Genomic DNA, 12515 nt, shown 5'->3' with positions numbered 1-12515 from the left:
GTTAGGGTTTCCGCCGGACTTGCTGAAAGGGTAGTTGATGCGTCTGATGTTTGCAGCTTGCTTCGCCGTGCTGGCGGCCTCTCCTGCCTGGGCGGGCTACTGGAGTTTCAAGGACTGGCACGCCGCCACCGAACCGCATGAGACGGAGCAGGACAGCTATACGGCCTGCCGCGCCTGGACCGGCGGCGATGGCGATCCGCTGTTAATGCTGGAGGTGTTTTCCGGCGATGCCGGCCCGCCCGCCTTCTACCCGATGGCCAGGGTGCAGGAATATGCGCCGCGCCATTACCCGACGCTGATGCAGCAGGGCGGCACGGTGGATTTCATCTTTGACTTCGACCGGACGTTTTCCATCGCAGCCGGGATCAACGCCTGGATCAATGAAGAAGGCCTGGCGGAGGCGGAAAGCGTGCTGCAGTTCCGGGATCACCTGCCAATGCTGCAGGCGATGAGACAGGGCCGCTGGGTGGAGATCTGGGCGGGCAGCGACATGCTGTATGAGGCCTCGCTCAGCGGGTTTACTGCAGCCTATGGCAAGATGATGGATGAATGCGGCTTCAGCCTGGCGCTGCCGGCCGGGTGAACCGTCCGGCGGCCTGTGCAAAAGTTTTCTGAAAACTTTTGCCAAGACTTTTTGAAAAGTCTTGGGCCCCCCGCGCAGACACAGAAAAAGCCGCCCCCGAGGGAGGGCGGCTTTTCCGTTTTCCGGATGCGGCCTGGATCAGGCGCGCTCGGAGTATTCCATGGTCTCGGTGTTCACCACGATCATCTCGTCCTGGCCGACAAAGGGCGGCACCATCACCTTGACGCCGTTATCGAGGATCGCGGGCTTGAAAGAGTTGGCCGCGGTCTGGCCTTTGACGACCGGCTCGGTCTCGACGATCTTGCAGGTGACTTTCTGCGGCACGGTCGCGTTCAGCGCCTCGGATTCGTAGAATTCAACCACGATGGTCATGCCGTCCTGCAGGAACGGGCGGCGGTCGCCCAGCAGTTCCGCCGGCAGTTCGATCTGCTCATAGGTCTCGGCGTCCATGAACACCAGCATGCCGTCGCTCTCATAAAGGAACTGCTGGTCTTTCTGCTCCAGGCGGACGCGCTCCACCTTGTCTGCGGAACGGAAGCGTTCATTGAGCTTGGAGCCGTTGCGCAGGTTGCGCATCTCGACCTGGGCGAATGCGCCGCCCTTGCCGGGCTTGACGTGGTCGACCTTCACCGCTGCCCAAAGGCCGCCATTATGTTCCAGCACATTGCCGGGACGGATTTCGTTGCCGTTGATCTTGGGCATGGGAAAATGCCTTTCAGATGGTTGATGATAATTTGCAAGACCCTATATCTGGCGGGCTGAGCGCTGGCAAGACAAGGATATAGTGTGGAAGATGAGTGAATAAGGTATGCGCAATTTGCATGAAAGCTATGCATCTGCGCTCTATCCGAATCGTCACAATTCCGCCATAAGCAGCGCTACGCCGAAAATTGCAATAGCAAGAACAACAAGGGATACGAGATGCGAGATTTCGTAGACGGCACCGCTTATAATAACGAGCAAGGCAACCGTGCCCGCAAACTGTTTGCTGCGGTTGTCCTGGCCGCACTGGATGATGCCATCGCCGACGACAAGAAATACGGCAATGGCCCGGAACAGATCGCCCGCTGGGCGCGCTCGCGCGATGGCCGCGAAGTGCTGTCCTGCGCCGGTATCGACCCGAACGAACGGGTTGTGGAAGGCCTGATGGACTTTGTGGGCCGCGGTGTGCGGACCTCGGTTGCGCTGTCGCGTGAAGAAAGCGAACGCCGCAACGCTGCGCAGGCTGAAGCCGCCTAAGAGCTTCTGCCTGCAGTTTCGAAAAGCGCGTCCCGATGGGGCGCGTTTTTCTTTTGCGCGCCAGGGCTTTCCGCGGCGTCAGCCTGTCGCGCGGCGGCGCCTGCGGGACGCTTGCGGCACAGCCCCCATGGACGGGGGCGTCTAACCTGCTATGCAAGCCCCTGAACGGCGGGGCACAGGCAGGGAGCGGTTGATGGCACGCGCAATCATGATCCAGGGCACCGGCAGCAATGTCGGCAAGTCGCTTTTGGTGGCGGGGCTGGCACGCGCCTATGTGCGGCGCGGGCTGAAGGTGGCGCCGTTCAAGCCGCAGAACATGTCCAACAATGCCGCCGTCACGCCCGAGGGCGGGGAAATCGGCCGGGCGCAGGCGCTGCAGGCGCGGGCTGCGATGCGCGCGCCCCATACCGATATGAACCCGGTGCTTTTGAAGCCCGAGACGGATACAGGCGCCCAGGTGATCGTGCAGGGCAAGCGCCGCGGCACCCAAGGCGCAGGCTCTTTCATGCGCGACAAATCGGGCCTGTTGGAGGCGGCGCTGGAGAGCTTTCACCGGCTGGCGGCGGACGCGGATCTGGTGCTGATCGAGGGCGCCGGATCGCCTGCGGAGACCAATCTGCGCAAAAACGATATTGCCAATATGGGCTTTGCCTGCGCGGCAGAGGTGCCGGTGGTGATTGCCGGCGACATCCACCGCGGCGGGGTGATTGCACAGATCGTCGGCACCCATGCGGTGCTGGAACCGCAGGATCTGGAGCGGGTTGTCGGCTTCATGGTCAACCGCTTCCGCGGCGACCTGAGCCTGTTTGACGGCGGCCGCGACGACATTGCCGCGCGCACCGGCTGGCCCAGCCTGGGGGTGGTGCCGTGGTTCTGGGATGCCTGGAAGCTGCCGGCCGAGGACATGATGGACATTGCCTCGCGCCAGGGCGGCGCCTGCAAAGTGGTGGTGCCACAGCTGGAGCGGATGGCGAATTTCGACGATCTGGACCCGCTGGCGGCGGAGCCGGAGGTGACGGTGGAGATCGTGCCGCCGGGGCGCGCCCTGCCCGGTGATGCGGATCTAGTGATCCTGCCCGGCAGCAAGTCGACCATCGGCGACCTCAACTACCTGCGTGCGCAGGGCTGGGACATCGACATCCTGGCGCACCACCGCCGCGGCGGCCATGTGCTGGGCCTGTGCGGCGGCTATCAGATGCTGGGCAAGACCATTGACGACCCCGAAGGTGTCGACGGGCGGCCCGGCAAGGTTGACGGCCTGGGCCTCTTGGATGTGCACACGGTTATGGCCGGCGAAAAGCGGGTGACGCTGACCGAGGCAGTGACCCGCGACGGCAACCTGGCTGTCAGCGGCTATGAGATCCACATGGGCCGCACCGAGGGCGCCGATTGCGCGCGGGCCTGGCTGAGCATTGATGGCCGCCCGGAAGGCGCGGCCTCAGCTGATGGGCGCGTCAAGGGTTCCTACCTGCACGGTCTGTTTTCCGCAGACGCCTTCCGCGCCAGCGTGCTGGCATCGCTGGGGCATGAAAGCCTGGCCGGTTACGAAGACGGTGTCGACGCCACCCTGGACGCGCTGGCCGATCACCTGGAGCGTTACATGGACCTGGATCAGCTGCTGGCGCTGGCGCAACCGGTGCGGGCCTGACCGCAGCCGCGGGGCGGGCCGCCTTCCCCTTTCTCCGCCGCCTTCGCTGATGCCGTCAGATGGCGGACAGGGTTCTGCGTCTAGGATTTGCCAGATTTGCTGGCGCGCAGCGTCCTTGATGCGGAAGCTTGTCCGCCATAGGCATCCGGCTGCGAAGGGGATTGGGAAAGGGGGAGGCTCCTCCCCCTTATTCTCTTGAGCCGGAAGCGGAAACCTGATCCCGCCCCGGCCCGGATCAAAGCAGATCGTGGGCTGCCAGGGCGCGGTGGATTTCGCGGCGGACCAGTTTGCGCACGTTACGGGTGATGCGCTCCCCCAAGGGGCCCTGCAGTTCCTCGCGGACGATGGAGGCGACCAGATCGCGCAGGCTGTCCTCGTCCAGATAGCTGTCGCCGCCCTCACCAAGCGCCTCCAGCGCGGCGCCGGTAAAGGCAGCCTCTGCCACGTCTTCTGCGCGGGGTATCGCATCGCCGTCGTTGACGCCCGGCTCCGGCGCCAGGCTGGCACCGCCGTCCCGCGCCGCTTTGGCAGCACGGGGGGCTGCAGCGGGCTCATCCTGCCATGCGATGGCGGTCTCCGCAGCTGCGCTGGCAAAGGGGCCTTCGGTCTTGCTGTCCGGTTCCCAATGCTGGGGCGCGTCCTCCTGGCTGCGGCTGCCGCGGGCCTCCAGCTCAGCGATCTTGCGCACCACAGATGCGGCGCGGGCGCCCGCGGTCCCGCGGTCCGCGGTGTCTGCCGCGGGTTCGTCCGTTGCGCTGCCAGCTGGTGCGCTGTCCGGCGCAGCGCCTGCTGCAGCGGCATAAAGCGTAGCAGCCGGGTCCGCCCAGGGTGCCTGCGGAGCGGCCGCAGGCGGTTCAGCCCTCAGCTCCTCCTCCTCAGCAGGTGCTTCGGCCTCCACACGCGGTTCAGCCGCCGCAGTTTGCGGCGCAACGTCCCAATTCTGAGGCTGCGCGTCCTCTGCCGCTGGATCGAATTCAGCGGTTTCCGGGACTGCAGGTCCGGCCTCAGGCTCAGCTTCTGCTTCTGCTTCTGCTTCTGCTTCTGCTTCTGGCTGGCTGATGCGATGGTGCCGGAAGGCAATGGGATGTTCGAACTGCAAAGCGGTTGCGGGGTCTACCGGGGCCTCGGCGGTCTGATCCTGCGGCACGGCCAATGGATCCGCCCCAGCCCCTGCGCTGTCCTGGTCAGGCTCCGCAAAACCCTGCTCAGGTTCCGCAACGTCAGGCTCTGCAACCTCAGGTTCCGTCTCCTGCACCCGCAGGGCGGGTGTCAGAACCAGCCGGGCGGCTGGTTCCGGTGCTGCAGGTTCGCCGCGGGTGTCTTCGCTCACCAGGCGGCGGATCGAGGACAATACATCTTCAATCTCAGCATGGGTAACTGGGTCGGACATTTTATAAACCACTCTTGCCTCTTGAGTCAGAGTGTAACGGCCTTCCCGTCACCGCACAACAGATAGGATGAATTGTCAGTTCCGCCCCAAGGCCTTGAGCACCCGGTCCAGATCCTTGCCGCGCTTGCTGTGCTGAGCGGGCGCGTCCTTGACCAGGTTGTAGTAGAGCGTGGGGTCATAGATTTCCACCGCAAGGCCCAGGTGTTCGGCGGTCAGCAGACCCTGTGCCTGCAGCAGCTGATAGGCGGCAGTGGCCTGGCTTGCGCGCGAGTTGACCTGTTCGGTCTGCGCGTCCAGGTACTCCTGCTCTGCTTGCAGAACATCCAGCGTGGTGCGGGCGCCCAGGGTGGCCTCTTCGCGGATGCCGTCAAAGGCGACCTTGGAGGCGCGGACGCGCTCATTGGCGGAAATCAGGGTGGCGCGCGCGGTTTCCACGTTGAAATAGGCGGCGCTGACGTTCTGGCGCACGGCGCGCTGAGTGTTGATCAGCGCACCGCGCTCTGCGTCCGCGCTGGCAATTGCCCGGCGCCGGGTCGCCGCATTGCGCCCGCCGGCATAAAGCTCCTGCGACAGGATAACCGAGGCGGAGGCGTCCGAGCTGACGCCGGTGCCGTCGTTCACATCCTCGCTGAGGCCTGCAGTGGCGCGGAAGCTGACGCTTGGCCCCAGCGCCTTGGCGGCGGCGGCCACCAGGTAATCGGCGGATTTGACCGCGTGCTGCTGGCCCAGCAGGTCCGGCTGGTTGCGCACCGCGATGGATTGCGCCTGGTCGATCGAGACCACGCGGGACGGCAGCCGCGGCTGGCCTGCAATGGCGCCCGGCACGTTGCCGACAACCTGCAGATAGGTGGCGCGGCTGGTCAGCAGGGTGCCTTCGGCATCGGTCAGGTTGGCGCGCGCCGCCGCCACCCGGCTTTCGGCCAGGGCGACATCGGTGCGGGTCACCTCGCCCACTTCGAACCGGTCCTGGGCGGCCTTCAGCTCTTCCTGCAGCAGGCGCAGGTTGTTGCGGCGCAGGGCGACGTTTTCCTGCGCCTGCAGCACGCCGACATAGGCCTGCACGGCGTTGAACAGCACCTGCTGTTCGATGCTGAGCAGCTGCTGGCGGGCGGCCAGCACCAGTTCCTGGGCGGCCAGTTTGCGCAGCCGGGTTTCACCACCGTCATAAAGCAGCTGGGTCAGCTGCAGCTGGGTCGCCAGGTCATTGCTGGTGTTTTCGCTGAACGCACCCAGGCTGTTGGTGCCGCGGGAATAGGTATGGCTGGCGGTGATGGTCCATTCGATCAGCGGCCGCAGGCGGGAGACCGCAATCGCCACATCCTCGTCCGCAGCACGCAGCAGCGCCCGGTTCTGCTCCAGCAGGCCGCTGGTCTTATAGGCGCCGATCATTGCATCGGACAGGTTGTCAGCCGCGGCCTTCAGCGGCACCAGCACGGTGGCGGCCACGCCGCCGGCAAAAACAAAAGCTTTAAACACACTCGCCGGAAATTTCATTCGCATCGGTTGCCTTATCTTTTGCCGCGCCGCCAGCCGCGGTTTTTGTTTTATGCATTCCGGCCGCCCCGCACAGGGCGCCCGGCCTCAGTCCTGTTCACGCAGCCGGCCGGACCGGCTGCTGCGCGGCCTGCCCCAAAAGGTCAGAGCGCAAATTCGCGGGCCGCGGCAAAGCCCGGCAGCACCGGGGCGCTGGCGTTGAACGCAAAGCGCCAGGACAGCTGGCCGCCGCTTTTGTAGCCGATTTTCACCTCGCCCAGGGCGCCGGTCATCATTAGCGCGGCGATCCGGCCGCCGTCCTTGAGCTGGTCCAGCAGCGCCGCGGGCAGTTCCCCGGCCCCGCCCTGCACCAGGATCACGTCATAAGGGCCATGCTCTGCCGCGCCTTCGGCCAGCGGGCCGGTGTGGACGATTGCATTGTCCGCGCCGGTTTCCGACAGCAGCGCCTGCGCGTCGTTTGCCATGTCCTCGTCTTCCTCGACGCCGATCACCATCTGCGCCACCCGGGCGGCCACTGCGGTGGAGTAGCCCAGCCCGCAGGCCACATCGAGCACCAGTTCGTCGTTCTGCAGATCCACCGCATCCAGCATCTTGGCCAGGGTGCGCGGCTCCACCAGCACCCGGCCCTGCCCCAGGTCCACATTCTGGTCGGCATAGGCCGCCTCGCGCTGGGAATCCGGCACGAACTGTTCGCGCGGAACCGCCAGCATCGCATCAATGATCGGGTATTTGGTGACATCCGACGGGCGGATCTGGGTGTCCACCATCATGCGGCGGCGCTCAGTGAATTCTGGCATCTGCTAAACTCATTTGTTCAGTCGGTCAGGCAGGTTGTGACATATCCCGGGCACCACGGCAACGGGGCCTTTTGCGCGAATACCTAAAGTAGTGCAGCGCTGCAGCGGGGCAACTGCACGGCGCCGGCACGCCGAACAGCCGGCGCGCCCCGCGGGCGGCCGGCTGCCGGAATGCTTCCTGTGAAGACGCCCGTTAAAGCGCGCAGCTTTTGCAGAAAGGAGAGGCCGGGCGCTGGTCCAGCCAGTCGTCGCCCATGTCATCGCCGCAGATCTGGCAATAGCCATACGACCCCTCGCGCAAACGCGCCAAGGCGGCATCAATCCGGCGCAGCTCCTCGAGCCCGGCGCGGGCCGGGACCGCAGCCCGTGATGCCAGCGCAGGCCCGGCTTCGATCCCGGTTCCGGTTCCAGTCCCAGCTCCGCGCAGCTCTGCTGCCGGCGCCAGCCCGGCGTGGGAAAGCACCCCCGCCAGCTCCGTCCGGCGCACCTCAAGCGATTGTTTTCTGGCGGAAAAGTCCATTGTCCATACCCTCCAGCTCAATTTTCGCGGACCTTGCCGCAAGGGCAAGGCTGCAGCCTTGATCCAGATCAAGATACTCGCGATTCACAAGGAATGCACTACCCCATAAGTTGCAAACTTTTGGTAAATCCGCGATTGAGCCGAAAACGGCCGGTCAGCCGGGGCCGGCGCCTGCGCAGGTCTTGCACAGCGGCGCCGCGGGCAGCAGGTCCAGCCGCGCATCCGAAATCAGATCGCCGCAGCGCACGCAAGCGCCATAGGTCCCCGCCCGGATCCGCGCCAGCGCCGCGTCAATGCCGCGCAGCTCATCCAGCTCTGCCTTGCCGAGGCTTTCCAGCACCTCATCCCCCTGGCGCTCGGAGGAGCGGTCCTCCCAGTCCTTGGGCATCGGCGCATCCAGCGCGTGCTCCACCTCTGTCAGATGCCCGGTCAGCTCTGCCCGGCGCGCCTCCAATGCCTGTTTGCGGGTGGAAAGGTCCATGTCTCTGCCCTCCTTTGCGGTTCAGCGGCAGGTTAGGCCGGGGGCGCCGGGCGGGCCTTGATATGCGTCAAGGCAGCTGCCGCGGCGAAGCGGCTGGCCTGCCCCGCCGCGGCTTGCTAGACAGTCCGGCAGATGAACAGAGACAGATGAACGGACATAAGGAGCCTTTGACATGACCCGGATTTTTGCCGTTGGGCTGATGCTGCTGGGGCTGGCAGCCTGCGAGACCGCCAAGGGCGCGGGGCGCGATATTTCCAAGGCCGGCAACGCGATCAGCGGCGCGGCGCAGGACGTGCAGGACGCGCTGTAAGGTTTTTTAAGCTCAAGAGAGACGCCCGGCCCCGTGTTCGCAATTCGGCACCGGGCGTTTTCATGTGCGGGGTTATTCAATCCCCAGCATCGCCTTGGCTTCGGCCAGAATGGCGACCGAGGACGCATGATCGCCGCCCTCATGCAGGGCCTCGCCCTCGTCGCGCAATTCCTGAACCGTGGCCAGATCGGCCTCGCTGAGATCGGTGCCCGCGGCAATCGCCGCGTCGATTTTGGCCATATCCGCCGGACACTGGCCGGAGAGCGCCGGCGACGCCAGCAGGCACAGCGCCGCGGCCAGGGTGGTGAGTTTCACTGTTTTGGTGGTCATGGGGCCATCCTCCGAAAGTTTGGCTGGAGGGAGGATAGCAGTTTTGCGGCCGGTTTTCAGCCGGATGGGTGGTGGATGGGCGGAACCGGCGGAGGTTGGCGCATGGGCAAGCCTCATCTTTCGCCTTTAAATTGCCTTACTCGACTAATACAACAGTTTGAAGTTAAGAAATTTTTGAACCTACTGAGCGTCCCTACCGACCCCAATTGACGCCAAGTAGCATCAGAAAAACCACTTGACTCTTGATGCTTAACGCTCATTTGTACAGTTGCGTGTAACAAGGAAGCTCAGAGCTTTTTGGTAACAGTTATTTTACCGGTTGATGCGATACACGTCGAAGTAGTATAGGAGGCACATGAATGGACTTCCACAGACTGATAATCGATTTGATGGTCCGCCTTCAGAAGCTTTCGAAGGCGAGCAATTTCGATCACTTGTTCGCAATGCAACCAAAGACGCCAAAATAACTTTTGGCGCCTTTCGCGGCACATTCGACCTCAACCGTCACGACATTGAAAATTTCTACCACCTAATTGACCAACGTGTCTCAGAACAAAATGGTTGCTCTGCATCTTTCTGTGAGTTTGCTGTTTATTATAATAATGGTACTTCGCGGAAGTTTCCCAACATCTCCGATTTCACTGCCTACACGGAAACGCGAAACCGCTACCCTACTGTCGTAACACTCCACTTAGTGTACTTCATTAATTTTCCTGAGTCTGAGACCCCGGAAAAGCAAGAAGTAGACATCGTCATTCGTGCTTCTGAAAGCACAAAAGACACTATCGACATGGTATCCAATGACAGCCGAATGAGGTTGTCAGGGGATAAAGTTCAACTTGCCGTGGCAGAAGACACTCGAAACCTTGGACTTATCACATACACAATAAACCACTCTAAAATTTCTTGGGGCCTCGACCTAGAGGGGCACATCCAAGGGCATATTGAAACATTACTAGCAGAACCTAGCAAAGCTGAGATCTTCCTTCAGAAAGCCGCCGGGCCACTAGATATGGTGACCACATTGTTTTGCGGCCTATATATCGTCAACCTAATTATCGACTCATTCTTTAAGTTTTTATACAAAACGGACGGAGCCGAAAACAGCGCTGACGTTCTAGAACTCGCTGCTGAATACTTAGTGAACGGTCAGATAGCGAAGTACATTGTCGTCTCATTGGTTGTATCAGTAGTTTTCTTCATACTTTTCAGTGCGTTCATTTCATCCGCAACTAAGTCTATTCGCCGCCCCAAGCCAAGCTTCATCGCATTAAGCGAGGCGGACCTTAGACGCAGAGACCGCAAACACGACAGCTACAAAAAACGTTGGACCAGGTTTGGCGCCATCGTTCTTTTTAATCTCATTGTTGCCTTGATGGTTACCTTCTTAGAAGAGCGAATCTCTACGGCCTGGACTACATGGACCAAGACATCGGTTCCTCAAGAAGAGGCAAAAAATAGTACCGAGAATTAACGTTTTGACTTTCAAGAGTAGATTTTAGGGCTTCTCAAAGAGCGCGAAGCGATCAACGAGAGCGGCTCAACGCCCCGGTACGCCGTAATTGTGTGGTGAAATTCTTACTGAGCAAAACGCCGGGACGCGGGCAGGAAATTGACAGCGCCCAGTGCAACTTTTTGTGCATGCTGCATAGCGCCCACCCGTGGGGGCGGATCGGGCGCTGCCCGGCCTTTCGGCCGGGCGGGGCATTGGCAATCGCAGACATGAAAAACGGGGCCGTGGCCCCGTGTTGCTTGCGTTTGAATGTGTGGTGTTTCCGGCGCAGAACAGGACCGGGCGGGCACGCAATTGGCTGCGCCAACCGCTTTCGCCCGCGCGCCCTCGAAAATGGTCAGCTTCAGCTGTCCATTTTGAGGGCGGAAATGAACGCTTCCTGCGGGATGTCCACTTTGCCGAACTGGCGCATTTTCTTCTTGCCCGCTTTCTGCTTGTCCAAAAGCTTGCGCTTCCGGGTGGCGTCGCCGCCGTAGCATTTGGCGGTCACGTCCTTGCGCAGCGCCGAGAGGGTCTCGCGCGCGATCACCTTGCCGCCGATGGCCGCCTGGATCGGGATCTTGAACATGTGGCGGGGAATGAGGTCTTTGAGCTTTTCGCACATGGCGCGGCCGCGCATCTCGGCCCGGTCGCGGTGGACCATGGTGGAGAGCGCATCGACCGGCTCGTCATTCACCAAGACAGACATCTTGACCAGGTTGTCCTCGCGGTAGCCGGTCATCTGGTAGTCGAAGGAGGCGTAGCCCTTGGTCACCGATTTCAGGCGGTCGTAGAAATCGAAGACCACCTCGTTCAGCGGCAGGTCATAGACCACCATGGCGCGGGAGCCGGCGTAGGACAGGTCCATCTGGATGCCGCGGCGGTCCTGGCAGAGCTTCAGCACGTCGCCCAGGTAGTCGTCCGGCACCAGGATGGTCGCCTTGATGCGCGGCTCCTCGATATGGCCGACCTTGGAGGGGTCGGGCATGTCGGCGGGGTTGTGCAGCTCAATCATCTCCCCGTCTTTCATGTAGACGTGGTAGATCACGCTTGGCGCGGTGGTGATCAGCTCGATGTTGTATTCGCGTTCGATCCGGTCGCGGATCACCTCCAGGTGCAAAAGCCCGAGGAATCCGCAGCGGAAGCCGAAGCCGAGGGCGGCGGAGGTTTCCATCTCAAAACTGAAGGAGGCGTCGTTCAGAGCCAGCTTGTCGATGGCGTCGCGCAGGTCTTCGAACTCGGCTGAATCCACCGGGAAGAGGCCGCAGAACACCACTGGCTGGGCCGGTTTGAAGCCCGGCAGCGCCTTTTCGGTGCCATTGCGGTCATTGGTGATAGTGTCGCCGACGCGGGTGTCGCGCACCTGCTTGATCGAGGCGGTGAGGAAGCCGATCTCGCCCGGCCCCAGCTCATCCACCACCTGCATGGCGGGGCGGAACACGCCGATGCGGTCGACGTGGTGCAGGGTGTTGTTCGACATGAACTTGACCCGCATGCCCTTCTTCAGGACGCCGTCCATGATGCGGACCAGCACGATCACACCGAGATAGCTGTCGTACCAGCTGTCCACCAGCATCGCTTTGAGCGGCGCGTCGCGGGTGCCTTCGGGCGCGGGCAGGTGCTGGACAATGCTTTCCAGCGTTTCGCGGATGCCCTGGCCGGTCTTGGCCGAAACCTGGATAGCGCCGGTGGCATCAATACCGATCACATCTTCGATCTGCTCCGCCACCCGGTCGCAGTCCGATGCGGGCAGGTCGATCTTGTTCAGGACGGGGACGATCTCGTGGTCCGCGTCGATGGCCTGATAGACATTCGCCAGCGTCTGCGCCTCCACCCCTTGGGTCGAGTCGACCACCAAGAGCGAGCCTTCAACCGCGCGCATGGAGCGGGAGACCTCATAGGCAAAGTCGACGTGGCCGGGGGTGTCGATCAGGTTCAGCACATAGGTCTCACCGTCGTCCGCCTGATAGTCGATGCGCACGGTGTTGGCCTTGATGGTGATCCCGCGCTCGCGCTCGATGTCCATGGCGTCGAGCAGCTGTTCCTTCATATCGCGGTCCTTCACCGTTCCGGTCTCTTGGATGAGCCGGTCAGCGAGGGTGGATTTGCCATGGTCGATATGGGCGACGATGGAGAAATTGCGGATGTGAGCGAGGTCAGTCATGCTGAGGCATATGATTTGGATTATTGTGTTGGTCAAGCGGGCGTATACCGTCAAAGAAAGATATTTG

At 62.2% G+C, this 12515-nt stretch carries 13 protein-coding genes; 5 read left to right on the top strand and 8 right to left on the bottom strand.

The window, feature by feature from the left end; genetic code table 11:
* Nucleotides 1-46 precede the first annotated feature (46 nt).
* Nucleotides 47-583, top strand: coding sequence for a hypothetical protein (locus tag ACXAHG_RS10945; RefSeq protein WP_475057220.1), 537 nt, complete (start codon nucleotides 47-49; stop codon nucleotides 581-583).
* A 138-nt stretch (nucleotides 584-721) separates the two neighbouring features.
* Here the strand turns inward: ACXAHG_RS10945 and efp are convergent, their stop codons facing one another.
* On the bottom strand, nucleotides 722-1285 hold the full coding sequence (efp, locus tag ACXAHG_RS10940; RefSeq protein ID WP_065270015.1) for an elongation factor P: 564 nt from the start codon (nucleotides 1283-1285) through the stop codon (nucleotides 722-724).
* A gap of 219 nt (nucleotides 1286-1504) precedes the next feature.
* On the opposite strand from efp, the gene ACXAHG_RS10935 reads away from it, so the two are divergent.
* Nucleotides 1505-1822: a DUF6280 family protein gene (locus ACXAHG_RS10935; protein WP_008556013.1), complete on the top strand. Its 318-nt coding sequence runs from the start codon at nucleotides 1505-1507 to the stop codon at nucleotides 1820-1822.
* A gap of 193 nt (nucleotides 1823-2015) precedes the next feature.
* Nucleotides 2016-3470 carry a cobyric acid synthase gene (locus ACXAHG_RS10930; protein WP_475057218.1) on the top strand — a complete coding sequence of 485 codons (1455 nt, stop codon included), beginning with the start codon at nucleotides 2016-2018 and terminating at the stop codon, nucleotides 3468-3470.
* A 235-nt stretch (nucleotides 3471-3705) separates the two neighbouring features.
* On the opposite strand, the gene ACXAHG_RS10925 is transcribed toward ACXAHG_RS10930, so the two are convergent.
* The 5 genes from ACXAHG_RS10925 to ACXAHG_RS10905 all read right to left on the bottom strand — a co-directional run bounded on the left by ACXAHG_RS10925 (nucleotide 3706) and on the right by ACXAHG_RS10905 (nucleotide 8152).
* Nucleotides 3706-4860, bottom strand: a complete 1155-nt coding sequence (locus ACXAHG_RS10925) for a hypothetical protein (protein WP_475057217.1) — start codon at nucleotides 4858-4860, stop codon at nucleotides 3706-3708.
* A gap of 75 nt (nucleotides 4861-4935) precedes the next feature.
* Complete coding sequence (locus ACXAHG_RS10920) at nucleotides 4936-6360, bottom strand: TolC family outer membrane protein (protein ID WP_475057216.1); 1425 nt, start codon at nucleotides 6358-6360, stop codon at nucleotides 4936-4938.
* 137 nt (nucleotides 6361-6497) lie between these two features.
* Nucleotides 6498-7151: a protein-L-isoaspartate O-methyltransferase family protein gene (locus ACXAHG_RS10915; RefSeq protein WP_475042057.1), complete on the bottom strand. Its 654-nt coding sequence runs from the start codon at nucleotides 7149-7151 to the stop codon at nucleotides 6498-6500.
* Nucleotides 7152-7344: 193 nt separating this feature from the next.
* Nucleotides 7345-7671: a TraR/DksA family transcriptional regulator gene (locus tag ACXAHG_RS10910; protein ID WP_475057215.1), complete on the bottom strand. Its 327-nt coding sequence runs from the start codon at nucleotides 7669-7671 to the stop codon at nucleotides 7345-7347.
* 154 nt (nucleotides 7672-7825) lie between these two features.
* Nucleotides 7826-8152: a TraR/DksA family transcriptional regulator gene (locus ACXAHG_RS10905; protein ID WP_475057214.1), complete on the bottom strand. Its 327-nt coding sequence runs from the start codon at nucleotides 8150-8152 to the stop codon at nucleotides 7826-7828.
* A gap of 172 nt (nucleotides 8153-8324) precedes the next feature.
* Here ACXAHG_RS10905 and ACXAHG_RS10900 point away from each other — a divergent pair, with 172 nt between their 5' ends.
* Complete coding sequence (locus tag ACXAHG_RS10900; RefSeq protein WP_475042052.1) at nucleotides 8325-8462, top strand: entericidin A/B family lipoprotein; 138 nt, start codon at nucleotides 8325-8327, stop codon at nucleotides 8460-8462.
* 72 nt (nucleotides 8463-8534) lie between these two features.
* On the opposite strand, the gene ACXAHG_RS10895 is transcribed toward ACXAHG_RS10900, so the two are convergent.
* Nucleotides 8535-8792: a hypothetical protein gene (locus tag ACXAHG_RS10895; protein WP_475030703.1), complete on the bottom strand. Its 258-nt coding sequence runs from the start codon at nucleotides 8790-8792 to the stop codon at nucleotides 8535-8537.
* Between the two features lie 355 nt (nucleotides 8793-9147).
* Between ACXAHG_RS10895 and ACXAHG_RS10890 the strand changes: the two genes are divergently transcribed.
* On the top strand, nucleotides 9148-10266 hold the full coding sequence (locus ACXAHG_RS10890; RefSeq protein WP_475057213.1) for a hypothetical protein: 1119 nt from the start codon (nucleotides 9148-9150) through the stop codon (nucleotides 10264-10266).
* A 382-nt stretch (nucleotides 10267-10648) separates the two neighbouring features.
* On the opposite strand, the gene lepA is transcribed toward ACXAHG_RS10890, so the two are convergent.
* Nucleotides 10649-12448, bottom strand: a complete 1800-nt coding sequence (gene lepA, locus ACXAHG_RS10885; protein WP_475057212.1) for a translation elongation factor 4 — start codon at nucleotides 12446-12448, stop codon at nucleotides 10649-10651.
* Nucleotides 12449-12515: the final 67 nt, after the last annotated feature.

Source organism: Leisingera sp. ABD4_442, from assembly GCF_056160905.1.
Note: the sequence above shows the minus strand (reverse complement) of the source record. Positions and strands in the feature narration are given on the sequence as shown.